The sequence below is a fragment of the Aromatoleum petrolei genome (assembly GCF_017894385.1).
Lineage (GTDB): Bacteria > Pseudomonadota > Gammaproteobacteria > Burkholderiales > Rhodocyclaceae > Aromatoleum > Aromatoleum petrolei.
Window position 1 is genome coordinate 584,071 of sequence record NZ_CP059560.1, and the last position, 25,098, is coordinate 609,168.

Consider the following 25,098-nt stretch of genomic DNA (forward strand, 5'->3'; position numbering starts at 1 on the left):
GCTGATCGTGCGGACTTCTCCCACATCCCATGGTCAGCCCTTCTCCGCCTTGTTCTTGTCGAGGAAGGCCGAGATCAGCTCCTGAGTCCGGGGCGTCTCGAGCAGCTCGCCGCCGAGCTCGCGCTCGAGCGTGTAACCCTGCCCGCGGTCGTCGTCGGCGGCGGCGATGCACTGCTTCGCGACCCGCAGCGCCTCGACCGGCAGCCCGGCGATGCGGTTGGTCACGGCGCGCGCGCGCTCCTCGAGCTCGTCCCGGGCGCACGACCATTGCACGAGCCCCAGCCGCTCGGCGGTCGCTCCATCGACCGGCTCAGCTGTGAGGATCACGCGGGAAGCGATGCCGCGGCCGACCAGCCGGGTCAGACGCTGAGTGCCGCCGAGGCCCGGGATCAGCCCGATGCCCGTCTCAGGCAGACCAATCTTGGCCTCCGCGGCCACCATCCGCAGGTCGCACGAGAGCGCCAGCTCGAAACCGCCCCCCAATGCAGCACCGCCGATTTCGCAAAAGGTCACCTTGGGCAGCAGTTCAATGCGCCGGTACACGCGCTGTAGGCGGTCGATGTAGCCGGCCAGCGCACGCCCTGGCCGAGGCGCATCCTTCCAGGAACGGATCAGATCGAGATCCGCGCCGGCGGCGAAGACCTTGCCTTGGCTGCGGATGTGGAGGACTGTCCAGTCGTCGGCGGCTTCGAGCTCATCGAGGACACGATTGAACGCGTTCCCCATGTCGTCGTTAATGGCATTAACTGGCGGTCGATTCAGTGTGAGTACAGCGACAGAGCCGCGGCGTGAGAGCTCGAGCATGGTCATTTTCTGTTCTGATACTTGAATACTATTCAATTTATATGAACACTGTTCGACCGTCAAGCTCGACTCCGCGATGACGCGTGCAACGGCAGCGGGACGAACAGCTTTTCCACCGGAGAGGGCGCCGGTGGTTATTTGGTCATCGATCGGGAACGATTACGAACGGACGCGAGTCACCGTCGGGGCGCGACGGTGAGTTGGCGCAAAGACGGCACGCCGGGCACGCGTCATTTCGCTGGAACGAGGGCCCTGAACCGCTCGCGCAGAGTCACCTTGCTGATCTTGCCGCTCGGCAGACGGGGAAGCTCGTCGACGAACTCGACGCTCTTCGGACACTTGTAGCTAGCGATCACCCGCTTGCAGTGGGCGACGAGGTCCGACGGCGCGAGTCTCGCACCTGCTCTGAGCACCACTACAGCGTTGACTGACTCGCCCCAGTAGGGATCGGGCACGCCAATCACCGCCGCGTCCATTACCGCTTCGTGCGACATCAGCGCTTCTTCAACCTCGCGGCTGTAAATGTTCTCGCCGCCCGAAATGATCACGTCCTTCTTGCGGTCAGCGAGATAGACGAAGCCATCCTCATCCTGATAGCCCATGTCGCCCGTGTGGAGCCACCCTCCGCGCAGCGCCTCGACGGTCGCCACGCTGTTGTTCCAGTACCCGATCATGTTCTGCGCTGACTTGAGGCAAATCTCGCCAATGGCGCCGGCCGGCACCTCCATGTCGTTTTCGTCGACGATGCGCAGCAGCGTCGCCGGCTGCGGCTGGCCGATCGAGCCCAGACGGCGCCTGTCCCGTTCGTCGCCGTGGGGCCGATGGTAATGCTTGGCGAGCACGGTGCCCGAACCCTCGGTCTGCCCATAACCATTGATGAGGATCGGGCCGAAGCGCTCCAAAGCCTGCCGCAGCACGGTCACGGGCATGGGCGCCGCCGCGTAGTTGATCGTTTTCAGGCTCGACGCGTCGTACTTGTCCTGGCCCGGAACGTTGAGCACCGCCTGCATCATGGTCGGCGCGAGATGCACCTGGGTGATCCGCTGCTCGGCGATGGTGCGCAAGATCGCCTCAGGCTCGAAGGCGCGGTGCAGCACGATGGCGCCCCCGCGCGCAGTAATCGCCCCACCTTGGGAACGTGCGCCAATGTGGAACAGCGGCATTGCCAACAAAACCTTGTCGCCCACGTCCGCAGACATTTCTTGGGCCCAGGCCTCGCAGAGCGAGACGAAGGCTCGATGCGTGATCATTGCACCCTTCGGTCTGCCGGTCGTACCGCTTGTGTACATGATACACAACAGGTCGTCAGGGCCGGGGGCCATCGCCGGCCCGCTTTCGTCGCCCTTCGCCAGCACGTCTTCATACGCTTCGGCCCACTGCGGCACCTCGTCGCCAATGCAAATGTAGCGCTCGACGCAGGTCAGTTCCCCGCGCAGCCTGTCGATCACTGCGGCATACTGGGATTCGAAGAACAGCACCCGTGGTGAGGCGTCACGGATGATGTACGCGATCTCCGGCCCCGCGAGGCGAAAATTCACCGGACTCGCCACCAGGCCGGAAACCTCGGCGACGCCATAGACCTCCAGGTACTCTGGACAATTCATGGCCAGGATTCCGATCCTGTCCTGATGGCGCAGGCCGCCGGCGACCAGTGCGCCGGCCAGCCGGCGCACGCGGTGGGTGTACTGGCGGAAGCTCAGCCGCCTCTCGCCGAAGATCAGGTAGTCTTGGTCGCCGTGATAGCGCTCGTTGCGCTCGACCAGGTCACGCATCGTCTCGATCACTGCCACGCATGCCTCCGCTTGGAGTCCAGCCTGGAGATGTCACCAGACCGGCCTAAAACTGAACAAAAAAAAGTCGCAGCTACAAACGCTTGTGAAGCACGTCCGCCATATCCGCTCTGGACGTCCGCCTTCCGGGCGCTAGAACGGCGAATCCGGCGAGAACGACGCCTTGCGCTTCTGCAAGAAGGCGTCGATGCCCTCCTTGCCTTCGGGGCCGGCGAAGCCGATGAACTCCAGCGCCAGCGACGCGTCGAAGATCGGCGCGGCCTGGCGCAGCCAATGGTTGAGGGTGTGCTTGGTCCAGCGCAGGGCCGAGGGTGCCTGCTCCGCAAGCTTTGACGCCACCTGTACCGCCTTGTCGTCTAGCTCGGCATCGTCCACCGCCATGGATACAAGCCCGATGCGCTCGGCCTCCTCGCCGGTGAAGTTGTCCGCGGTGAGCAGGTAATACTTGGCCTTGGCCATGCCGCACAGCAGCGGCCAGAGAATGGTGGCATGGTCGCCCGCCGCGACACCGATCTTGCTGTGGCCATCGGAGAAATTGGCATCCTTGGCGACGATCGAAACGTCGGCCAGCATCACGGCGGCAATGCCGGCGCCCACCGCCCAGCCGCGGGCCGAGCTAACGATGGGCTTCGAGCAATTGATCATGTTGTAGACGAGGTCACGCGACTCCCGCATCGCCTGCATGCGCATCTCGTAGTCGTCGCAGACCTTACGCTCGTGCGTGAGATCGCCGCCAGCGGAGAAGGAATTTGCTCCGCCAGTGATGATCGCCGCCGAGACGGTGGGATCCTCGTCGACATCCTTCCACACCTGCGAGACTTCCCAGTGCAGCCGGGCAGTCATCGCATTGAGCTTGAGCGGTGAGTTGATGGTAATGCGCAGCACCCGCGGATGGGGTCGGTCGAACTTGAGTTGCTCGTATTTGGCGTAACGGTCGGTCATGGAAAGGCTCCTGGATTATTTGTCGTTGCGTTGGAGAACGACGAGTGCGTCGACGGCGGTGATGCGTCGGCCCGAGCAGATCAGGGGATTGACGTCGAGCTCGGCGATACGATCACGGTGATCGGCGGCGAATTCGGACAGGCGGGCAACGGTATCGGCGAGACGGTCAAGATCGACCGGCTCGGACCCGCGGAAGCCCTTCAGCACGGCGACACCCTTCAGCTTCTCGATCATCTGGCGGGCTTCGTCGGCTGAGACCGGCGCCTGGGCCACCAACGAGTCCTTCAGCAGCTCGACGAGGACACCGCCTAGGCTCACGACCACGAGAGGCCCGAACAGCGGGTCCACGCGAGCGCCGACCATGATCTCAGCGCCCGACGGAATCATGGGCTGGAGCAGCGCGCCGTTGATGCGCGAGGCATCCGCGACCTTCAGCGCGTTCGCCGTCACCCTCGCATAGGCGGCGCGCAACTCCGTTTCGTTGCGCAGATTGAGGGCGATAACGCCGGCTTCCGTCTTGTGGGGAATGTCGGGCGACTCAACCTTCATTGCGATCGGATAGCCCAACTGATGCGCGGCGTCGACTGCGGCCGCCTCGCTCGTCACGAGACGCTCACCGACCACAGGGACACCGTACAGGGATAGCACCGCCTTCGCCTCGCGCTCGGTGAGCGTGCGGTTCGGTGCGGCGTCGAGTAATTCAGCCGCCTGTCGGGCCGCTGCGGCCGGAGCAAGCCGCCGATACGCAGGCAAGGGCGAGGCGAGCCTCTCCTCGCGCTTGTGCCATGCAGCCAGCGTGGCGAAGCAGCGATCCATGGAGCGGAATATAGCCACGTTGGGATCCATCTCCGCCTCACGAGTGGCCGGCCCCTGCAGCCAGTCGGAGATGAGCACGTTGCAGGTGATCTTGCCGTAGCGCGCGGCCAGGTCGCTGAATACCTTGATGCGGGGCGTGTGGACATCGAAAGCCACCGGCTGGGGCAGGACGACCGCGCCGTAGTGGTGGTCGCCCATCAGTGCCTCGGCGCAGGCGCCAAGGGATTCGGGGTTATTCACCACCTGGGCCGTGACGTCACAGGGATTGCGCGCCGAGCCGAAATCGGGAATGTGCGACTCGAGAATCGCCGTGACTTCGGGCTGTGGTTGGGGTAGCGGTACGCCGTGAATCTCAGCCTTGTCCGCGGCCATGATCGAGGCGCCGCCCGAAGTGGCGAGCACCGCCACCCCCCGCGCCTTGGGTTTGGGCGCCTTGGCGAAGAAGGCGGCCGTTTCCATCAGCGCTTCGAAGTCATCGACGACGATCGCGCCCGCGCGCTCGAAGGCGGCGAGGTAGGCGGCACCGGAGCCGGCGAGCGACCCCGTGTGCGACATCGCGGCAAGCGCCCCTTGCTCACCGGTGGCGATCTTATGAATCACCAGCGGCTTGTCCGCCTGCCAGGCGATGTCGGCTGCCGCGATCAGCCGCTCTGGATTGGCCATGCCCTCGAACACGCAGGCGATGGCTCTGCACGACGGCTCTTCGGCGAGATAGGCGACCAGGTCGGCGATATCCACATCCGACTGGTTGCCGGCCGAAAATGCGTGGCTCACCGACATCCCGCGCTCGATGGCCTGGGCAAGGGATTGGGAAAGCGCACCGGACTGGCTGGCAATGCCGACCGACTCCGGACGCGGCGCGGAAAACTTCGGGTACTCGGAGAACGTGATACGTGCGCCCCGCAGGTAGTTCGCTATCCCCAGGCAGTTGGGGCCGAGGATGCGCAGGTTGTAGCGATGCCCCAGCTCGGTCAGCCGGCTCTGCTCGGCAACACGCTCAGGCTTGCCGGTCTCGGCGTAGCCGGAGGCGTAGAGAATGACCCCGCCCGCACCGAGCTCGCCCGCCTCCTGGACGATCGGCTCGGCTGCCTCCCGCGCCACGGTGATGGCGACGCAGTCCGGCACCTCGGGCAAGGCGGAGATCGACGAAAAGCAGGGTACGCCCCCGACCTCCTCGTACTTGGCATTGACCAGATAGACGCGACCGGAGAAACCGTCGAGGTTTTTCTGCAGACGCTCCCCGAAGGAGCCCGGCCGCGGCGAGGCCCCGACGATGGCAATACTGCGGGGATTGAGCACGCGATCGAGCTCCGTGTGGCGATAGACGCGACGTGGCGAAGTCATTGCTTGGGAGCTCCATCAATTGCATTGAATCGGGGAGACCGCTTTTCACGAAGGGCCTTGACCGCCTCGGCGTGGTCCTCGGTCCGGCTCGACAGGGCCTCGTACGCCATGCCGGCGTCCATCATCGTGGCCACCAACTGCTTGAGGCCGATGTTGATCGTCGCCTTCGTCCACTGGACGGCGTGGCGCGCGCCCGCGGCGAGCTTCTGCGCCATCGCGTCGACCGCTGCATCGAGCTCCTCGGCCGCCAACGCATGGTTGATGAGGCCGAGCCTCGCGGCTTCCTCGCCGGTGAGCATTTCACCGGTCAGCAGGTACTCCTTGGCGCGTGCGTACCCGACGAGCTGGGGCCAGATGATTGAACCGCCATCGCCCGCAACGAAGCCCACCTTGACGTGGGGGTCGGCGATCTTGGCGTGCTTGGCGGCGTAGATAAGATCCGAGAAGAGCGCGAGCGTGCAGCCGAGGCCGATCGCCGCACCGTTCACCTTGGCGATGATCGGTTGCGGCACATCCAGCAAGAGGCCCAGCAGACGCTTGGCCCCCGCGATCAACCCATACGTCGGCGCCGGCGTGTCGATCTGCTTCTGTATGTGCTCGATGTCGCCGCCGGCGCTGAAGGCCTTGCCCGCGCCGGTGAGCACGATGACGCGCGTCTCGGGGTCGGCCGGCACCTCCATGAAGAAGCGCTCCAGCTCGCGCTGCATCAAATCGTCGACGGCATTGAGCGTGTCCGGACGATTGAAAGTGACATGAAGCACATGACCGTCCCGGCGAAACGCCAGCGACGTGTAGCTGGAAAAATCGATGCCGCGGCTCAAGGTATATTCCTCCATGACGGTGATGCGTTCCGCATCCGGGATGCGCACACGATTTCCTATTGGTTGCAGGCGGCGTAGCGCAACAAATGCCAGTCGCTGTCGCCGTAAAGCTTGTCGAAGGCCATCAGCTTCTTGAAGTAATGGCCCACGGAGCACTCCTCGGTCATACCCATGCCGCCGTGCAGCTGGATCCCCTGTCCTCCCACGAACTTGCCCGCCGCCGCCACCACCACCTTCGCGGCAGACACCGCCGCTTTGCGCGTGACGGTCTCCGCGTCGAGGTGTGCGAGCGCACGGAACAGGGACGAACGCGACTTTTCGACCTCGATGAACATTTCGGCCATGCGATGCTGGAGGGCTTGAAACTTGCCGATGGGCTGGCCGAACTGCACCCGGGTCTTGATGTACTCGTTGGTGACGGCCATCGCCGCCTCCATCGCGCCGATAGCCTCGGCGATGCGCGCGACCGTCGCCGCGTCGAAGGCTTCTTCGAGGATATCGGTCGCCCGTTGCGGGCCGGCCAGACGGGCCGCGGCCGGGCACGCGACGTCGGCGAAGCGCAGGTCGGCGGCCCGTCCGCCGTCGATCAGCGGATAGGCCCCCAGCGTCAGACCCGGGACGTCATTGGGCACGAGGAACAGGGACGGAGCCGGGTCGTCATCGACGGTTGCCGAGACGATGTAGCGGTCGGCCGAGGGCCCGTCCACCACGAGCATCTTTGTTCCATTGAGGACGAAGCCGTCGCCGTGGGCCCGTGCCGAGGTCGCTGCGCGCCCGGGCTCGAAGCGGCTCGCCGGCTCATCATGAGCCAGAGCAAGCTTGGCCTCGCCGGATGTCACTTCAGCGAGCACTTGCAGCCGGACATCGGCGTTTTCGCAGCGGTCGAGAATGCGCACGCACAGCACGGCGGTGGACACGAACGGTTCGAGCACCAGGCCGCGCCCGAACTCTTCCAGGAGGATCGCGGTCTCGTTAAACGAGCAGCCGAGACCGCCCGCGTCCTCCGGGATCCCCAGCGCCAGCCAGCCGAGTTCGGCGAAGGTTTTCCAGTGCGTGCTCGAATGACCCACCTCGGATCGGCTCAGGCCGCGGCGCGCCTCGAAATCGTACTGCTCGCGAACGAAGCGACGGGCGCCGTCGCGCAGCATCTGCTGTTCGTCGGATAGGTTGAAATCCATGCACTCTCTCCCGATCAGCGGCCGAAGGCCAGCTTGCCGATAATGTTTTTTTGCACTTCCCGGGTGCCACCGAAGATGGTCGCCGGCTGGGTGAAGAGGCACTGCGCCGTGCGCCCTGGCACATCTGCGGGCCAAATTGCGAACTCGCCGTCAGGGAAGAAGCGAAGCGCGCAAGCGCCAAGGGCAGTGACCTGCAGCTCCGTCACCCGTTGCTGCATCTCCGAGCCGTTGTGCTCGGTGCGCGCCCGCCAACCTTTCTTGTGCAGGATGCCCCGCCAGGTCTTCACGTCCTCGCGTGCAGGTGGGTGGGTACCGGTGTATGTCCGTCGGGCAAGGCCAGCAGGCACGTTCGCCCGCACGGAGCCCGTGACTTCCTTCCGAAACAACTCGTCTTCTGGACTAAAGGTGAACTCCATGACTGCGATCTACCCCCAACTCCTGCCAGCGGGCGCAATTCCTTTATTTGAACGTTATTCAGATTAACGCACTAACCACTGACGGTCAAGCAGCCTTCGGCGGCAACCGAGTGGTTTGAGGATCTCGCCCTTCGTGCACTGCGAGAAAGAACCTGCTCACGCTGCTTGACCACATGAAGGCCGATCATATAGCTTGAACACTGTTCAGTTTTAAGAATCTCAGACAGAAGAGACAATATGTCAGATCGTCCCCGCATCTGGCTCATCACGGGTGTCTCCGCCGGGCACACGCCTGTCAGCTCGGCGGGATCGACGTCGTGGTGAAAAATGCAGGAGATGCCTCGCCGGGGCCACTAAAAAGGTGCACCATGTTCAGGACAAGAATCACCGATCTCTTCGGCATCGAATATCCGTTGATCCAGGGCGGGATGCGTTATGTGTCTTGCGCCGAACTCGTCGCTGCGGTGGCCAATGCGGGCGGGCTCGGTTTCCTTTCAGCACACAGTTTCCCCACCCCCGAAGCGTTGCGCGCCGAGATCGAGAAGACGCGCTCGCTGACCGAGAAACCCTTCGGCGTGAATCTCACCATCCTTCCGAAGCTCTCCGTGAAGCCGGAAGACAGCGCCCGAGTGATCCTCGACGCGAGGGTGAAGTGCGTGGAAACGGCCGGCGGTAATCCGGCGAGCTTCATCGCCGCCTTCAAGGAGGCCGGCATCAAGGTGCTGCACAAGTGCACTGGAGTACGCTTCGCCTTGAAGGCCGAGCAGCTCGGAGCCGACGCGATCAGCATGACCGGCTTCGAGGCGGCCGGTCACCCGGGCGAGGATAACGTGCCCAACCTGGTCCTGATCCCTGCCGCCGTCGACCGGCTGAGGATTCCGGTGGTCGCCAACGGCGGCTTCACTGACGGCCGCGGCCTGGTGGCCGCCCTCGCCCTCGGCGCCGATGGCGTCGCCATGGGCACCCGCTTCCTGATGACTCGGGAATCGCCAATGCCCGAAGCAGTGAAGGCACGCTACTTGGCCGCAACAGAGCGCGACACGACTTTGATCTGTAGCTCGATCGGCGACTCCACCCGGGTACTGAAGAATACTCTGACCGATCAGATTCTTGAGCTGGAGCGCCGCGGCACCGCCAGCCACGAAGACCTGATGGCCATGGCGAGCAGCCTGCGCTGGGTCCAGGCCGCCGAGAGAGGTGATCCCGATGACGGCGCCTACGCCGCGGGCATCGGCGTGGGTTTGATCCACGAGATTCCCACCTGCCGCGAGCTGGTCCAGAAAATCGTTACTGAGAGCCGGGCGATCGTCGGCAGCCGCTTGAACGCAATCGTTGGTTAAGACCTTTCCCCGGTTGCGTCCATGACTTGCGCGTCGAGCCTTGAATCAAGCCCCGTGCAGGCCGCTGCCCCCCATGCCGACGCTGCCGCTCCCCCGTCGGGAGTGGCGCAGGTGTACGCGTCCGTCATGCAGTTAAGCGGAGAGCCTGATCGACGAAACCGTTTAAACCAGAGTGGTCGCCCCCATTCCGCCTCTATGAGTGCGACGCGATCGTTTGCGACATCGTCGGCCCGCTGAACCCCAGCCGCACGTACTCATGCCTGCTCGAAAGTCTCCCGACTTCCCTCCACTAGAGAAACACTGCCAATGTTGCCACCTGCCCCTCGCGATTCCGCGGGACACGCCCCGCCACGCCAACCGGGATCGATCCGCCGCACTTCATCGATTGACGCCACCTGGCCCGAGGATCGCATCAATGCCATGAGGTTCGATGCGCGAGGCCGGGACTTGCTGACACGAGCCGATGGCACCACTGAGGTCTTCGCCTACGATAGAGCGGAGGCGCGGCTGCTCGACCGTACGATCGAAACCATTTCCTGCACGCCACCGCGAGCGACATTGCACAGGCTGATCGGCGCGCGTAGCGGGAATCAACTGCGCTCGGCTCTCGAAGAGGCTCTTCCGGACGAACGCGCGGCGGGCACGCCGCTCTATCTGCTGCTGGATGACTTTGCGGGCACCAGCCTGATCGCGCCAGGAGTATGGCAGCACTGGCCGTCCGCTGAACGCGGCGAAGAATCGGATCCGCCCCCCCTTTCCGTGATCCGCTCGCGCGCCTTACCCCAGATGGAGGGGGTTTGCATCGCTTTCCAAGCGGGAGCGACGCCGTTGCGCGATGTTGATGGGGACTTGCAGAGTTTCGGGGACGTCGTCCCCCTTCCCCGCCCGACCGACCCACGTGGCTGGCATCCACTACCCTCGAGCCCGGGGAAGTCACTACGGCGCGCGAGACGAATCGACGTCTGGCACGAAGCCGGCTTGCTGCACATCGATGCCATGTTCCAGGACAGCGCCAGCACCCCCTCCGGGGCACGCCGCGCAATCCACGAGTACAGTATCGGAGCAACGGTCGATGCCGCTTCAATGTCCGTTCTCGCCATCCATGCAATCCCTCGAATTCTCCCCTATCCCGAGTGCCCATCCGCGGTAGCCAACCTCCATCGGCTGATCGGTGCGCCGCTACGGCAGCTTCGCACCGTGGTAATCGAGCGCCTGCCCAAGACGATGGGCTGTACGCACCTCAACGACGCCTTGCGCTCGCTGGCCGAGGTACCGCTAATGGCGGAGACGCTTGATCGGGCTCTGGCCGCACGCGGATTGAAGTCCCCGCCCGAATGAGTTCGGTCAGACGGGGGGTGAATACAACGTCGATTTCCTGATTTGTCTCGAACGCGCCGCGACTTTCCATCGAATCGGATGTGAAAGTCAGTGGCACGATTTCGTAGAGCATCGTCGCCGAGAGGGGAATGCGACTTCAGTTTGCCATCGAATGGTGGCAACTCTGCGGACGACTTTGCGCCGAATTCGGCGTCTTGTTGGGTAACCAGCTTCGCAGCCCGTCGGGTCGTCCGCGAATATCGTTGCGGCTCGCCGCGAAGGGCAGCGCCAGAGCATATCGCCCCTCCGAGGCGACCGCAGTGGGAAGCGAAATGGGCCGCGACGGCAACAACAGATTCCCATCCTTGTCCATGCAGGCTTCGAAGACGAGATCGGCCATGCTGGCTTCCTGAATGTGCAACGCGGCATCTTCGCGGCTGTGCCGGGGGTGACACCGCCATCGACCAATGGATTGATCGTCACGATGCCCCCCGCCCATCATCGCGGCCGGGAGCGTGTGGACACGGCCTGCAGACCGGGCTATCGGCGCACGTCGCAATAAGTTCCAGGCCAGATGAAACGCTGCACTACACAGCGTGGGAATGCACCTCCAGAGAAGGCTTTTCGGTGGCGGGTTCGCCGGCAGTACCCTCGATCGAAACCTGCGGCAACCACTCGCGCACCTCCAAGTCCTTCGGACGGCGCCCGATGTCGCGAAGCAGGAAATGCGACAAGGCCGGAATCAGCAGCAATGCACCGATCATGTTCCATAGGAACATGAACGTCAGCAGGATCCCCATGTCGGCCTGGAACTTGATCGGCGACCAAGCCCAGCTGACGACTCCCGCCGCCATGGTAGCCCCAACGAGCGCAACCACCTTGCCGGTGAAATCGAGGGAACCCTTGTAGGCCTCCGCCAGACTAGCGCCCCCGCGTTGCAGGGCCAGCTGGATCGAAAGCAGGTAAAGCGCGTAGTCGACACCGACGCCCACGCCGAGCGCGATCACCGGAAGGGTCGCCACCTTTACCCCGATCCCAAGGGCTACCATGATCGCCTCGCAGAGTATCGACGTGAGCAGCAGCGGAACAATCGCCACCACGACGGCACGCCACGAACGGAAAGTGACAAAGCACAGCACGACGACCGCAGCATAGAGCAGCAAATGCATGCGATAGAAGGATTCCCACACGACGATATTGGTCACCGACTCGATCCCGGCGGCCCCCGCCGCAGGCAGGAACTGCACATCATCGCGATTATGGGTCGCCGCGAAAGCCTCCACCGTTTTCAGCACGCGCTCCAGCGTCTCGGCCTTGTGGTCCGTCAGATATGCCACGAGCGGCATGACCTCGCAGGAAGGGTTCATCGAGTCGGGGTTGTCCGAAATCACGCGATTCGCGGCATAGCCGCGGATCCTATCGTCGCGAGGGATAGTCGCCAATTTGTAATAGCCTTCCGACATCCCGCCCACGATGCGTCTGAGCCGTTCTGAGAACGAGGAGACGGCCATCACGCCCTCTACGTGCTCGAGCTCCCAGGCGAGACGATCGCTGTCTACGAGCGCTTGGTACGCGTCGCACTTCGCCGGCGGCGTCTTCACCAGCACCGCAAACTGGTCACTGGTAAGGCCGAAATTGTCCGTCACGTAGGCGACATCGAGGTTGTAGCGTGAATCGGGCCGAAGTTCGGGCGCACCGGCGTCGAGATCGCCAACCTGCAAGTCGACGCGCATCACGAGGCCGGCGGCCAAAAGGAGCACGGAAAGACTGACGGCAGCGAGCGCGGCACGGCGTCGCGTGAGCTGTTCGAGCATGGCCCACAACCGCCCAACAACCGTGCGGCTGGCGTCCTCCACGTGCTGTTCCTGCACGGCCCGTCGCGCCGCAACCGGGCTGACGCCAGTGTAGGAAAGGATAACGGGAATCAACACCAGCTTCGTAAAGATCAGTCCGGTCACACCGACACTGGTCATCAACGCAAGGTCGCGAATCACAGGGATTTCGATGATGATCAGTACCAGGAAACCGACGATGTTGGTCAATAGCGCCGTAAGGCCCGCCAGGAAGAGCCGGCGGAACGTGTAGCGTGCTGCTACGTACTTGTGGGTACCCCGTCCCACGTCCTGCAAGATGCCATTCATCTTCTGGGCGCCATGGGACAATCCGATCGCGAAGAGCAGGAACGGAACCAGAATGGAATAGGGATCGAGCTCTAGGCCCAACAGCTTCATCAATCCAATGAGCCACACCACGCCCAGGATCGCCGAACTGACGAGGACCAAGGTGCTGCGCAGACACCGGGTGTAGAGGAAGACGAGTACTCCGGCGATGAGGACCGATAGCGCGAAGTAGGAGATCACGACAGTGAGCCCCTCGATCAGATCGCCGGCGAGCTTGCCGAAGCCGACGATGTGAATCCTAATCTTGTCGGTTTCCTTGCTCCTTATCTTCTCCTCCAGCGTGCGGGACAACGACAGGTAATTGATCGGCTTCCCGGTGTCCGGATACCTGTCGAGCAGCGGCACGAGGATCATTGACGATCGCATATTCGTTGAAACGAGATTGCCTATCGCACCTGAGTGCGACAGATTCCGTCTCAACTCTTTGGTCTTGGCCGGCGAGCCGTCGAAGCCGTCCGGCATGACCGGGCCCCCACGCATGCCTTCCTCGGTCACTTCCGACCAGCGAAGCAATGGGGTCCACAACGACTTGAGCCATGGACGATCCACGCCAGGCGTGAGGTAAAGTATGTCGTTTATCTCTGCGAGCACCTTGAGGTACTCGGGATCGAAAATATCCCCTTGGGTGTTCTCGACGGCGATACGAATCTGGTTGCCCAGCCCGCGGACGTGTTCCTTGTTATCGAGGAAGTTCCGGATGTATGTGTGCGACGATGGAATCATCCGCTCGAAGTTGGCGTTGACCTCGATCTGCATCGACTGCCAGCCGAGGAATACCGATATGAACGCGAACAGCGCCAGTAGCTTCAACCGATTATTAAAGATTACCCGCTCAAGCCAGTTGCCCGACCTTACATCGAAATCGGCCAGATCTCGAACGACCCGGAAATGCTCGACACCCTGTGAATCAGGCAATGCTCCAGCCATGACTTAACTCCTGTTCCTTGATACTTACTTCGCAGCGTCGTGCAACAGGACGCGCGCGACGCCCCGCTGTCCACTGATCAGTATCTCGGTCGCTGAAAGCGGCAGCAGATCGAAACCACCATCCGGTTGCCCCGTGCCGCCGACCTCGTGGAACGTTTTCCCGGTGGTCGGACCGAGCAACAGCTGGCCGCTCTGGGGAAGGACAACCGTTCGCCCGTCCGGCAGCTTGGCCCCGGCATTGATCCCCGCGGCCGCGTCCGTACCAAGTTGCGCCCAGGTCTCGCCGGCATCGCGACTGCGCCACACGTTTCCGCGCAAGCCGACAGCAACCACTTCGCTCGCGTCCCCGAACACGTTGAACCACGTTCCGCGATACGGCGTCGTTACTCGGGAAAACCGCCTGCCGTCGGGCGTCAGCTTCAACACCAAACCCAACTCCCCTACGATATAGACATCGTCGCCCACACCGCGGATAGCGTGGAGCGAGTACCGTTCGGGGTTGTCGCTCCGGTCGAGCCAGGGTTCCCACGTCCCGCCGCCATCGGCGGTATGCAGGATCAGATTGAACTGCCCAATGAGCCAACCTTCGCGCGCATTACGGAACCAAAGGTTTAAGAAGGGTCTGGTCGGCCCCTCCGCCGCGAAGTTGCGGGCATCTTCGAGTGCCTGCGTGAGTTCCGGATCCTTCCGGTCGCTGGCCTGCTTCTCATAATGAGCGGTCATCAGCGCACCGATCTGCCGGCCGTCCAGGACGCGAACCCACGATGCTCCACCGTCGGTGGAATGAAGAACGACGCCCTCGTGGCCGACGATCCAACCCTCGACAGCGGTTGGGAACTGTGCAGCGACCAGATCTACGCTGACTGGGGACGGGACCTGACGCCAGGATTGTCCTTGGTCGTCCGAGAGCAGAATATGGCCTCGGGGCCCCACTCCGATCACCCTTCCGTCTCCGACCTTCGCCAGTCCCCAGACCGGCGTCTGCAGCGACCTGCTCGTGAGACGGGCCGGGGTGTCGAGGGGGTCGGCAAAGCGATTGGCAGCAATGCATCCGACCGAGTGAACCATACCCAGCGCGAGCAGGGAATGGGTAAGAAACTTTCGCAAAGAAAACATCGCTCTTCACTCCTCAAAAAAGGAGGGCTTCGCCCACCCCGGGCAAATGCGTCAAACCGTCAACGCCGGGTTTTGCGCGCCAAGCCTACCGACGAGTAGAAGATATCTCGATCGACCGGGGCGACTTCTACTAAAAAGTACGTTGATAGCCGTACATCGACTTTTCGGCGCATCCGCAGCCACCGCAAGGCGTGCGGGAGGTACGAGACAAAATCGCATGTACGCCTATTAGTACGAACGGCCCTTTCCTGTTTCCACGCATCGAGCAGCGGTAACAAACATTTGTGTTGACATCGTAGTGCTAGCTCGAGGACGCGCGGAACCCTCGAGCGAGGCGCCCTACTCGACGAGATGTGAACATCTGGACTATCGGTGAACACCTCGAAAACCTCTATCCTCTTCGCGATCGACGTTATGAGTCTTTGATCTGACGAAACCGGCTTTTCGGAAAGTGAGGGTTTTCGAAGTACCGGGTTGTAGCCCCAAAGGCGATACGCGGTCAAACCGCGAAGGCGATGACCGTGACCGGGAATACCAGGCTCTACTTCCAGCGCCACCTTCTCGAGAGCTCGATCTGGTTTACGCATTGTTAGCTTTTGGCACTCATTGATCTCCCCCATTTCTTTGAACAGTGTTCGTTTTTTCGAATGCTGGATTCAATCATGCTGTATCTGGGTTGTCAACGGGTCGTGTAGAGAGTTTCGCAGCAGCTTCGGGGTGCTTGAAGCGCCATTTGAAGCGGGCCGGCTCGATCGCCGCCGGCGGCCGGCTGTCGAAAACGAGCGTCCATCCAGAGGGCCTGCGCAGAGTCGGTTTGGCCTGCCCCCGATTCTCCGGACAGTTTCGGTAGCTACACAGCCACCATATTTTCTTCAAACTGAACCGGGCTGAGATATCCAAGCACGGAGTGACGCCGCCGCGGATTGTAGAAGCGTTCAATGTAGTCGAACACGTCCGCCCGAGCGTCGTCGCGTGTCGGATATCGCTTTCGCGCGGCACGTTCCGTCTTGAGGCTGGAGAAGAAGCTCTCCATCGCGGCGTTATCCCAGCAGTTGCCCTTTCGACTCATGCTGCAAACGATGCCCTGGTCGGCTAGCAGCCGCTGGAAGTCTTCGCGGGTGTATTGGCTACCCTGATCGGAATGGTGTAACAGCTCCTTGGGTTTACCGCGCCGCCAGACCGCCATCAAGAGCGCATCGATGACCAGTTGCGCAGTCCGCAGTCATTTCCGCCTTCATTGACCAGCCGACAATTCTTCGCGAGTACAGGTCCAGCACGGCCGCAACGTATAGCCAGCCTTCGTCGGTCCACAGGTACGTGAAGTCGGCCAGCCACTTCTTGTTCGGCGCATCCGCCTCGAACTCGCGCTGCAGCAGATTCGGTGCAATGCTGTGTTCGGGCCGCAGGCCCGCATCGTTGGGCGAGCGACGACGCTTCTTGCGCGCAGCCAGCCCGGCCGCCCTCATTAGGCGAGCAACGCGATGAATGCCGCAGTGCTCGCCCCAGGCAAGCACGTCGTGCCAAACACGTCGGCTACCGTAGGTCCGATCGCTCGCTTCGAAGCTTTGCCGAATCAGCCCCGTGAGCTTCTCGTTGGCGCGGGTACGCGGGCTTGGCCGCCTACTGAACCATTCGTAGAAGCCGCTGCGGGAAATTCCGAGCACTTCACATAGAACCCGAACCGGCCACACCGCCCGATGTTTGGCAACGAAGCCGAACTTCACGTCGGGTCCTTCGCGAAGTAGCCGAGCGCCTTTTTTAAGATATCGCGCTCCATCTTCACCCGCGCCAGTTCGCGCCGCAGTTGCTCAAGTTCCGCCTGGCTGTCGCTCTTCAGAGGCCTGCCAGGCGTCAAATCGGTGCGACCTTCTTCCGCATTCAACATCCATCGGCGCAGCACGCTGCGCTCGAGTCCCAGATCTCGGGCGACCGCTGTCGCCGTCATACCCGGCCGCGTTGCCAAACGCACCGCCTCGCGCTTGAACTCGTCCGAGAACTTCCTTCTTGTTCGCATCGATTCCTCCTAGACACATGTTGCCATGCAATGTGTCCGGAGAATCGGGGGCAGGCCAGTTCCGCGGCGGCAGCCGGTGGCGGCACCAGCGTCTTCATCGGCCCGGGCGCTTTTGCACGTTATGGCTCGCGCTCTTGAAGGAGTTGCAGAGCAGTCGTATCGTTTGGATTCAACCGCACGAGCTTCTTGGAGTACTTGCGTGCCAGATCCCTTAATCCGTGCCATGGCGCGCGGACGCGACCCCTAATACTTTCTGTTACAAGCACAATACGGCATTTACGGACTCACCCAGTCTGTTATGGCGCGCTTTGAGCTGAAGCAATCGAGCAAGCTGCAACTGACCTCCTATGCGGGGCTGGCGTTGATCGGGCAGTGCTGTCAGGCGGTGCAGGTCAAGGTGGCAATCAAGCCGAAGCTGCCGGTCGCTCACGGCGTGCCCATATTCCTGGAGCTTTCACGCCCAGCAGTGAGCACCGCCGCATGTTTCCATCCCGATCAAAGAGGGCCGCAGATTCGCAAACCATAGCACCACTTGGTCGCTGAGCTGTTTCATCACCACCGTCTTGCCGTGTGTATCCCGCGCCAAGCGCAGGGCGATGCCTTCGCACTGCCCCTGCGTTGAGCCAGTGACCAAGGCGACATTATGTTCGAGTCGTTTCATGGTCCTCTCAGCCTTTTCACCAACGACCGTTGATTGAGAATCCTGGGTCCACCGGCCGGGTGCCTGCGGCAGTCAGGACGATGCGGCCGTAACCAGTGGCTCGCATTCGAGGTAAAGCCGCATGCAACGGATAGACCCGCGTCCCAGAAATTGACGTCCATCACGTCGCGGAAATCCGCCAGCGAAGCCTGGCCAAGGCCGCCGCTACGGATAATGCCGGCGTTGCAGACAAAGATTTCCGGCCGCCCGTAGGCCGTGTAGGACGATTCGATCAGGGCGCAGGCGCCACCTTCGTCGGCCACGGAATGGGTTCCGGCGGTCGCCTTACCGCCGGCGGCCTTGATCTCGTCGACAACCGCTTGCGCCGAGGGCGGCCGGCCCTCGAAGAGCGGGATGTTCGCGATTACGGTTGCGCCGCGCCGCCAGCCAAGGGGCATAGGCCCGCCCCAAGCCTTGCCCGGCGCCGGAGACCAAAGCCACTCTCCCGCGAAAGCTCGTGGCATTACTCTGTGGCGTCAGTATCTCCTTCAGGATCTAGTCGCCGCCTTTACCGGTATTGCGGCCGGCAAAGAAGCGGTCGCGCTATCGGCGCACTTCGTCGGAAGCGACGAGGCGGTCGTAGATGGTCCGGGCGACCGCCATTCCAGCGTCGAAATCGGGCGTTTCCGCTGCTGCGGCAATGGCATTAAGGGCCTCCCGGGCCATCGGGTTGTCTGCCTCGTCGGCGGCAAGCCGTGCCCGGGCAGCGGCCACGACGGCCGCCGGATCGGCATCGGGCAGCGACCGTTGGCGAATCAGCGGCAACGGCAAAACGCCGACTCGGCCGCGGGCGAAAGCGATGGCGGCCGACAGCACCGTCTGCGCGTCGCCTTCAATCACGCGGTCGAACAGAGCGCCATCGGCCAGTTGCCGGGCCGGGCGCAGCTCGCCGCCGAGAATCACGTCGATGGCCTTCTCCAACCCCAGTGCCCGAGGCAGGCGCTGTGTGCCGGAAAGCGGGATCACTCCGAGCTTGAGTTCCGGCAGGCCTGCCATGGCGTCGCCGGCGGCGATACGGTAGTGGCAGACCAGGGCGGTTTCCAGGCCGCCGCCGATGGCCAGGCCGTGGATGGCCGCCACCACCGGCTTTTCGCTGTTCTCAATGACGGGGTGGACGTGGAGCGACAGCGCCGGCTCGGCGGTGGCGGCCGGGGTGCCTAACTCGTGGATGTCGCCACCGGCCGAGAAGCCGCGTCCGCGGCCGCACCGCACGATAGCGCGCACCTGCGGGTCACGCCGCGTCTTGTCGAAAGCGTCCACCAGACCTCGGCGCACGCCGTGCCCAAGACTGTTAACCGGCGGATTCTCCAGGGCGATGAGTGCGACCTCGCCCTCGTTGCGATAGGCGACATCGTGAAAATGCAGAGGTGGCGCACTCATTCGAGCAACGCGTCGCGCAAGCGGCATAGCTGCGATGGGCCGAGTCCCGCCACGTTTTCGAGGTAGAAATCGACCGAACCGTGGGTCGCCACCATCGCCGAGAACGATTCGTCCAGGTAGCAGGCCTCGACACCACAGATCACATCAATGGCCGACGCATCGAGCGCCCCGCCGAGGTGGATTGCCATCGCCCGTGCAGCGGAGTCGCGAAACCGCTGACAACATGCCGCAGCGCTTGCCAGGTAGTCTTGGTAGATGGTCTTACGCTCGACACCCAGCGCATGGAGGAGGAGTGCCACCAGGAATCCGGTCCGATCCTTTCCGGCTGTGCAATGAAAGACTGCCGGCAAACCGTCACTGCCGACGAGTCGTGCGAACAGTCCACGGAGCGGCCGGGCAAACGCGCCAGGCAGGTACCGGTATGTTTGCAGCATCATACGGCGAGCGCCCGCGGCGCTCGGGTCCCGCCGCAGGATTTCGAGCAGTTCTGCGTTACCCGCCCGCAGATCGGCGCTAATGTCGATGTGAAGCTCGCGTGCACCATGATCGCCAAGCCATCGATTGGGCGCCGCATTCCGTTCCGCCTGACTGCGCAGATCGCAGATCAGGCGGATGCCCAGCTTCACGATCGCGTCAAGGTCGCGCGGAGTCAGCCCTGAAAGGCTGCCCGAACGGAAGATGCGGGCGCGTCGGATGCGCCGTCCGTCCTGCGTCGGATGACCGCCGAGATCACGGAAATTCGGCGCCCCGGTGAGCACGAGGCCGACACTCATGCAAGAACCTCGAGCTGCCCGCACTGATAGTCCCCCTCAGACCCATCGGACACCGAATCCAGTGGCGACAACGCCCGAGTCAGCTGCGCCGGCGTGAAATCTTCGCGCAATGCCGGTCCACCATCACTTACTCTCATCATTGCCTTCCATTTTTGAACGATATTCTTAAATATAAACTTCGCTCTCGAATCGTGTCAAAATGGATTTAACCCGGAACGGAAAGTCACGATGACCTACGAGACCAAAGACATATTCGCCAGGATCCTTCGGGGCGAAGCGTCTTGCGTCAAGGTGGTCGAGGACGATCAGGCGCTCGCCTTCATAAACGTGATGCCATAGGGTCAATGTTGGCTCGATTGTCGCTCACAGCAGCAGATGGGTGACGGGCTACACCGGCCAAGGCCGGCCAGCACGGCCTGACCATGGCCTTGGCGCGAGAACTCGGTCTGAAGGGAATCACCGCCAAAACCGTCTCGCCGGACTTCATTGACGAGACCGGCATGACGGCAGAGTTCGACACGGAGCGTGTCGGACCCATCGCCTCGCAGATTCCCCTTCAACGTCCGGGCAGAGGGGAAGACATCGCAAATGAGGTTGGCTGGCAAACTTCGGCGCAAGCGGACCACGTGACCGGTATGACCCTGCCAGTCAACGGTGGCTGGCGTTTCTACTGACCCGCCATGCCGGCCTCCATTATTCACATATCCGAACAAACTACAAAATTTTCGTCAGCAATATTGATTTCTGGCAGCGCCTATTCTACGGTAGATGTAAACGCACATCGTACAACTATACGAATATTTGATGTGAGCCCGGTGACAAAGGAGAAGACCATGAGAAGACGCATCCGCCCCTTCATGCTGGCGGCCGCACTGATTTCCTTACTTGGGCTCGCACCCGTCGACGGACCCCGTCGGCCCAGTGGAAACTCTTGCGAGCACGACTATTACGGTCAGTGTTTGCCCTCGGAGTACCTGACAGGATTCGTCCAAGGCAGCATATGGCAATTCTTTCCGCACTGATACCCGAGGAGATGGATTCCTTCCCCTGTGCAGCCTCGGGTGGCCAAAGCTTCTGACAGCCGCCGCGTTTGGTGGATGTCAGGCGACACCGGAAACTCTTCACCGTACGCGTGGTACGCTGCGGTAATTCTGGGGAAAACGTTGTGGATAAGCTCGCCGGCTAGCGCCCCCACGCAAAGGCCTCATGATGCCTCGGGGTGAGACACATCAAACATCTCTGCGATACGCATCCATACGTCAATCCTCTCGGGGCCGACCTCATACTCCCCCACAGGACTCTTGCATTGAGCAGTAGAACGAAGGCTTTCTCGAAGTCCCGGGAGACTTGCCCCTACGCCGATCAGTACTCGTGAGGCAGCAATAATAAGGTCGTCACACTGCGATCCGCCTCGGTGATGATCCAGGTCGTGTTGTCGCCCCATCCGACGCACGGCTTGGCGAGATCGATTGCGTAGGCGGCCAGGATCCGCCCTCGCCCAAGGCCACGTCCCAGTCGTTGAGGTCGGGGTCGGAGCGCCCCCGAAACCCCGGGGAGGTCGGCCGCAAGGCATCGCTCGACCAAGCCCGGGTACGGCTCGATGGGGCTTCCATTCCCGACGTCATAACAAGCCGGCCCAGTTCGAAGCGTGGCTCCATGACCGCTTCCGATGGCGAAAGGCTACCGGCGATTGCCATGCCCCGCCTCGGGAAGTGAGCGCTTCCCGATCGGGTGGTTGGAGCACCAGACCAAAGGCGGGACCTGTTTCAGGGGCTGACTGGTTTCAACGCCTGGCTCGGCGGAGTCGGCAACGCTTTCCTACTTTTTTTCCCTGCGGCTATCGACCGTCGTCAGACCGAGCGAGGCGGCGTTCCGGGCAGCCAGACGCGCCCGTTGTAACTGACATAGGCGACCTGCTGGTCGCAGCCGGCGAGAACCGGGCCGCCCGCCCAGTTGCCGGGGCCAATTCCGTCCTCGTCGATGAAGGCACGCACGGGCGGGGTCTTCTGGAGGGAGGCCGCGAGGACCAGGCGGTTGGCAATGCCCAGCAACGCCTGGCTGGGATCCTAGGCTGCGTCGGCAGCCACCTCGCTCGACGATCCCGCGACCTCCCGCTTGGGCTTGTACTCGACTCCCGCGACCCGGCCCAGGCACAGCGCGACGTCGTCGGCAGTGACCTGGAAGCCGGGCACCTTGTCGGGGGCGCCCTCGGGCGAGTACATGAACTGCTTGAGGACGCCCTCGACCTGGACCCGTGCGCCTCGTCGCAGCACGCGCGCGGCGTCCTCGCCACGCTGGCCCCACAGCGACACGCTCATCCAGAATCCGCCGACCTGCTGGTACTCATCGGTGACCTGATCGTAGGCGTAATCGTCGAAAAACACGCGCATCTCGGCGACCACTTCGTCCGCGCCGTTGACGGGGACGTGCTTGAGGATGGGCGTATCACCGAGATTGCCTTTCCCACGAAATACATTGGGCATGATGCTCTCCTTGGCGTCGGGGACGAATGCGGCGGCGGCCGACGCCGGTACCGCCACCGCGGGGGAATTTACGGATCTCACTTGCAGGCGTGACGCAGGGCGAGCCGCGCCTCCAGTTCGCGCCGATTGAGCTCGATGACCCGCCGGTGGATGCGCTCATACCACTCTCGCAGCGCCCCGGGGAGTTGGGCGAAGTAGGCGTCGATCGCGCCCCATGGGATGTGGCCGGCGCGGGCCCCGGCGCCTGCCGCACGCCAGCGCAGGTGAACCTGGCCCGTGGCCTTGCGCCGGTGCACCGAAAGATAGAAGGTCCGCCCCCGTACCCGGCGTGTGAGCCGCGACAGGTCCTCCTGTTGGCGGTAAATCTTGTCAACACGGGCCTGCGCCTGCCGCAGATCAGCTGGGGCGCCGCCCCTACCCGTAAAGGCCTTTGTGTCAGCATCCGGTTGACAAGGCGGACTGCCGCAGTGCCGGTCGACGACGTCGGCAGCACCCGGCGGTTCGGGTTGTGCCACGTCGCTCACCAGCACACCTCAATCGACCAGCCCATCATCCGTTGCCTCATCGCCAGCTGCGGCACGTTCCGAATCGATGGCCGCGATGTCGGCGGCCACGCGCTCGAGCATCGCCTTCTCGGTATCCGAGATCGAGATGCGGCGCTGGGAGTGGCGCGAGATTTGGTGGCCTGCGTAGATTCCGGCTGGCACAGCACCGAAGATACCGGTGACGGCTGCGACACGCTTCTGCGCGTTGCCGTCGGCGCCGGGCAGGAAGTCGGCACGGCTGAGTGCGAGCAGGTCCGGCTTGGTGAGTCAGGTCTCGAACCGGATGAATTCCTCGAATGCGGCACGCATCGGCCGAGTGAATTGCCGGATGGCGTCATGCGCCTCCTTGTCGGAGAACAAGGCCTTGCGGCCGAGGGTCTTGACCACGCGGACGTAGTAGTCGAACTCCACGATCAGCTCGGCGATGACGTAGCCGTAGGGGCTGCGGAAGCCGAGTTCCAGGACCTTCGGCTCGCGCGACTTGAGGATGCCAAACCCCAATCCCTTGTCGGCGCGCTTCTTGAGCTCGGCACTGAGCAGTTGCGCCTGGCGATCGAGCGAGCGCCTGAGCTCCGGGATGCGATGATCGGCGCGAAGGAGCGCCCAGTCCGCGTAAGGGTTGTTGTTGCGCGTGAGCGCCCACAAGGCTTTCAGGCTTGAGGCCACCCGCTTGCCGCCGGGAATCGCGTTGTACTGGCCGGCCGGGTCGCGTCGCCGCCCCATGAACATCCGGAAGCCCTCTTTGGTGTGCAGCGTCATGGTGTCGACGCCGTCGTCGACCAGCGAACCGAGATCGCGCAATTGGGTCGCGACCACGGGTTCGACCGTTGCGTCGGCGCCCGCCGTGACGCGGTATTCCGCCTCCATCTGCTTGAGCGCATCGCAGCGCTGGAGGTAGAGCTCATAGCGCGCCCAGCGCGGATCGTGGGGATCTGGGTCATCCGCCTCGATGAGGTCGACAAGCTTCTCGCGCTCCCTTGGAATGCTGTAGCGATCGGAAAACGGAGACCGATCGTCAGTCTCGAAGGCGATCGGCGAGCCGCCGGGAAAGAGGGGATCGAGGAGTCCGGGCTGATCGTCGACAGGGGCCGGGGAGGACTGCGGAGGTGGTGGGGCGATCGGGTGCGATGGCATGGCTCTTCCTCAGGTGGCGTGGGAGAGGTCGTCCGCGGGCGGGTCGACGGATTGCAGCTGGACCAGCGCCGGGATGGGCGTGAAGCCGGGCAGGAAGTCGCATTCGGGAAGCGGCTTGCTCAAGAGCTGGCGCAGTGCCTCCATGTCGACGGTGTACGCGCCGGTCGCGCGACTGACCTTGCGACTGCCGATCAAGCCGCGCGCTTCCAGGCGCAGCAAGGCGCGCTGGACAACCTGGTGTCCCAGCAGGGTGTACCCGGCCAGCGTGCGGCTGGAAATGCGCACGGGCGCCCGGTCTGCGCCCCGCCACAGGAGGGCGAGGAGGACTGCCGTGGCGGCGTAGTCACCGTTCAGGCGAATGAGCACCTCGACGGTAATCTGCGGCTCGGAAAGGGAATGTCCGGACATCGGTGAAGCACAGCTGGGTTGAAAGAATCCACGCGAACACCCCGTTGCACTGGGTCGAAGGAATCCAGTGGCTGTGGCGTTGCTGTTGGGTTGGATGAATCCAGATGCTCGATGCCCTCGGCGTCCGCATCGAACTCGTGCACGACGTGCCACAGCGTGGCGATGGAGTGGTCGGGGAATGCGCGATGCAGTTCCACAAACTGACGCTGTGGCGGGCACGTGCAACGAATGGTGGACCAGGCGTTGTGGACCGCCTCGCGTACGCTCGGATCAGGAAGGGCCGGCCGGCCGCGCGGCGGCGGATCGGGGCACAGCAGCGCGCGTTGCTGCTGAATCTCGGCCAGGGTCATCTTGAAGAGGTGAACCAGCAGCGGCGGTTGGGCGCCGTGCATGACGTGATCCTCCATCAGCTGCCGCATTTCGGCGATCGCGCAGTGCCGTCGATAGGCGGCCTCGAGCGTTGCGGGATCGAATTGAATGCGGACGTCGAGCTGCGGCATGCCGGCGATGGAGGGGAGATCGCGGGCGGACGCGGCACGCAGGGTGTCGAGGATGTCGGGGCTGAGCCCGGCCTCGAGCAGCGTCTGCAGCTCTCCGGTGTCGAGCAGGTGAATGAGATGCGACAGCAGGGCGTACCGGAGTTGCTCGCTTCTGATCGGGATCATCTGGC

23 protein-coding genes and 2 pseudogenes are annotated in these 25,098 nt (G+C 63.1%); 4 read left to right on the top strand and 21 right to left on the bottom strand.

The window, feature by feature from the left end:
• Window positions 1–33 precede the first annotated feature (33 nt).
• The 7 genes from ToN1_RS02680 to ToN1_RS02710 all read right to left on the bottom strand — a co-directional run bounded on the left by ToN1_RS02680 (window position 34) and on the right by ToN1_RS02710 (window position 8,111).
• Window positions 34–810, bottom strand: coding sequence for an enoyl-CoA hydratase/isomerase family protein (locus ToN1_RS02680; protein ID WP_210147997.1), 777 nt, complete (start codon window positions 808–810; stop codon window positions 34–36).
• A 224-nt stretch (window positions 811–1,034) separates the two neighbouring features.
• The gene (locus ToN1_RS02685) at window positions 1,035–2,594 is read right to left on the bottom strand and encodes a long-chain-fatty-acid--CoA ligase (RefSeq protein WP_210147998.1); all 1,560 of its coding nucleotides are present in this window, start codon (window positions 2,592–2,594) and stop codon (window positions 1,035–1,037) included.
• Window positions 2,595–2,726: 132 nt separating this feature from the next.
• Window positions 2,727–3,536, bottom strand: a complete 810-nt coding sequence (locus tag ToN1_RS02690; protein ID WP_169205978.1) for an enoyl-CoA hydratase/isomerase family protein — start codon at window positions 3,534–3,536, stop codon at window positions 2,727–2,729.
• A gap of 15 nt (window positions 3,537–3,551) precedes the next feature.
• Window positions 3,552–5,696, bottom strand: coding sequence for an acetate--CoA ligase family protein (locus tag ToN1_RS02695; protein WP_169205977.1), 2,145 nt, complete (start codon window positions 5,694–5,696; stop codon window positions 3,552–3,554).
• Entirely contained in the window at window positions 5,693–6,565 is an 873-nt protein-coding gene (locus ToN1_RS02700; protein WP_210147999.1) for an enoyl-CoA hydratase/isomerase family protein, read from the bottom strand. The genes ToN1_RS02695 and ToN1_RS02700 overlap by 4 nt, the downstream gene beginning before the upstream one ends.
• 8 nt (window positions 6,566–6,573) lie before the next feature.
• Window positions 6,574–7,665, bottom strand: coding sequence for an acyl-CoA dehydrogenase family protein (locus ToN1_RS02705; RefSeq protein WP_210148000.1), 1,092 nt, complete (start codon window positions 7,663–7,665; stop codon window positions 6,574–6,576).
• 44 nt (window positions 7,666–7,709) lie between these two features.
• Entirely contained in the window at window positions 7,710–8,111 is a 402-nt protein-coding gene (locus tag ToN1_RS02710; RefSeq protein ID WP_169205975.1) for a hypothetical protein, read from the bottom strand.
• 317 nt (window positions 8,112–8,428) lie between these two features.
• On the opposite strand from ToN1_RS02710, the gene ToN1_RS02715 reads away from it, so the two are divergent.
• Window positions 8,429–9,451, top strand: a complete 1,023-nt coding sequence (locus ToN1_RS02715; protein WP_244860947.1) for an NAD(P)H-dependent flavin oxidoreductase — start codon at window positions 8,429–8,431, stop codon at window positions 9,449–9,451.
• 420 nt (window positions 9,452–9,871) lie between these two features.
• A complete protein-coding gene (locus tag ToN1_RS02720) occupies window positions 9,872–10,789 on the top strand; it encodes a DUF2889 domain-containing protein (RefSeq protein WP_169205974.1) in 918 nt (305 codons plus the stop codon).
• Window positions 10,790–10,925: 136 nt separating this feature from the next.
• Here the strand turns inward: ToN1_RS02720 and ToN1_RS02725 are convergent, their stop codons facing one another.
• From ToN1_RS02725 to ToN1_RS02740, 4 genes and pseudogenes are all read right to left on the bottom strand, one after another.
• On the bottom strand, window positions 10,926–11,168 hold the full coding sequence (locus tag ToN1_RS02725; protein ID WP_169205973.1) for a hypothetical protein: 243 nt from the start codon (window positions 11,166–11,168) through the stop codon (window positions 10,926–10,928).
• Between the two features lie 187 nt (window positions 11,169–11,355).
• The gene (locus tag ToN1_RS02730; RefSeq protein ID WP_169205972.1) at window positions 11,356–13,875 is read right to left on the bottom strand and encodes an efflux RND transporter permease subunit; all 2,520 of its coding nucleotides are present in this window, start codon (window positions 13,873–13,875) and stop codon (window positions 11,356–11,358) included.
• A 24-nt stretch (window positions 13,876–13,899) separates the two neighbouring features.
• Complete coding sequence (locus tag ToN1_RS02735) at window positions 13,900–14,991, bottom strand: YCF48-related protein (RefSeq protein WP_169205971.1); 1,092 nt, start codon at window positions 14,989–14,991, stop codon at window positions 13,900–13,902.
• Window positions 14,992–15,841: 850 nt separating this feature from the next.
• Window positions 15,842–17,005, bottom strand: a pseudogene (locus tag ToN1_RS02740) (IS3 family transposase).
• 298 nt (window positions 17,006–17,303) lie between these two features.
• Here ToN1_RS02740 and ToN1_RS24685 point away from each other — a divergent pair.
• Window positions 17,304–17,441 (top strand): annotated as a pseudogene (locus ToN1_RS24685) (IS1380 family transposase); the annotation flags it as partial.
• Window positions 17,442–17,459: 18 nt separating this feature from the next.
• Here ToN1_RS24685 and ToN1_RS02745 read toward each other — a convergent pair.
• The 4 genes from ToN1_RS02745 to ToN1_RS02760 all read right to left on the bottom strand — a co-directional run bounded on the left by ToN1_RS02745 (window position 17,460) and on the right by ToN1_RS02760 (window position 19,858).
• The gene (locus ToN1_RS02745) at window positions 17,460–17,666 is read right to left on the bottom strand and encodes a hypothetical protein (RefSeq protein ID WP_169204512.1); all 207 of its coding nucleotides are present in this window, start codon (window positions 17,664–17,666) and stop codon (window positions 17,460–17,462) included.
• A complete protein-coding gene (locus ToN1_RS02750; RefSeq protein ID WP_169204513.1) occupies window positions 17,663–18,103 on the bottom strand; it encodes an SDR family NAD(P)-dependent oxidoreductase in 441 nt (146 codons plus the stop codon). The genes ToN1_RS02745 and ToN1_RS02750 overlap by 4 nt, the downstream gene beginning before the upstream one ends.
• 145 nt (window positions 18,104–18,248) lie before the next feature.
• Window positions 18,249–19,085: an enoyl-CoA hydratase-related protein gene (locus tag ToN1_RS02755; RefSeq protein WP_169204514.1), complete on the bottom strand. Its 837-nt coding sequence runs from the start codon at window positions 19,083–19,085 to the stop codon at window positions 18,249–18,251.
• The gene (locus ToN1_RS02760) at window positions 19,082–19,858 is read right to left on the bottom strand and encodes a tyrosine-protein phosphatase (protein WP_169204515.1); all 777 of its coding nucleotides are present in this window, start codon (window positions 19,856–19,858) and stop codon (window positions 19,082–19,084) included. The genes ToN1_RS02755 and ToN1_RS02760 overlap by 4 nt, the downstream gene beginning before the upstream one ends.
• Window positions 19,859–20,280: 422 nt before the next feature.
• Between ToN1_RS02760 and ToN1_RS02765 the strand changes: the two genes are divergently transcribed.
• The gene (locus ToN1_RS02765) at window positions 20,281–20,532 is read left to right on the top strand and encodes an SDR family oxidoreductase (protein WP_169204516.1); all 252 of its coding nucleotides are present in this window, start codon (window positions 20,281–20,283) and stop codon (window positions 20,530–20,532) included.
• A 1,176-nt stretch (window positions 20,533–21,708) separates the two neighbouring features.
• Here ToN1_RS02765 and ToN1_RS02770 read toward each other — a convergent pair.
• From ToN1_RS02770 to ToN1_RS02795, 6 genes are all read right to left on the bottom strand, one after another.
• Window positions 21,709–21,909 (bottom strand): hypothetical protein, encoded by a 201-nt coding sequence (locus ToN1_RS02770; protein ID WP_169204517.1) that lies wholly within the window; start codon window positions 21,907–21,909, stop codon window positions 21,709–21,711.
• Between the two features lie 15 nt (window positions 21,910–21,924).
• Entirely contained in the window at window positions 21,925–22,341 is a 417-nt protein-coding gene (locus ToN1_RS02775) for a single-stranded DNA-binding protein (RefSeq protein WP_169204518.1), read from the bottom strand.
• Between the two features lie 77 nt (window positions 22,342–22,418).
• The gene (locus ToN1_RS02780; protein ID WP_210148001.1) at window positions 22,419–22,637 is read right to left on the bottom strand and encodes a hypothetical protein; all 219 of its coding nucleotides are present in this window, start codon (window positions 22,635–22,637) and stop codon (window positions 22,419–22,421) included.
• Window positions 22,638–23,153: 516 nt separating this feature from the next.
• On the bottom strand, window positions 23,154–24,020 hold the full coding sequence (locus ToN1_RS02785) for a PFL_4669 family integrating conjugative element protein (protein WP_169204520.1): 867 nt from the start codon (window positions 24,018–24,020) through the stop codon (window positions 23,154–23,156).
• A gap of 9 nt (window positions 24,021–24,029) precedes the next feature.
• Window positions 24,030–24,428, bottom strand: a complete 399-nt coding sequence (locus ToN1_RS02790; protein WP_169204521.1) for an aminotransferase-like domain-containing protein — start codon at window positions 24,426–24,428, stop codon at window positions 24,030–24,032.
• A complete protein-coding gene (locus ToN1_RS02795) occupies window positions 24,371–25,093 on the bottom strand; it encodes an STY4526/YPO1902 family pathogenicity island replication protein (RefSeq protein WP_244860948.1) in 723 nt (240 codons plus the stop codon). The genes ToN1_RS02790 and ToN1_RS02795 overlap by 58 nt, the downstream gene beginning before the upstream one ends.
• Between the last annotated feature and the right edge of the window lie 5 nt (window positions 25,094–25,098).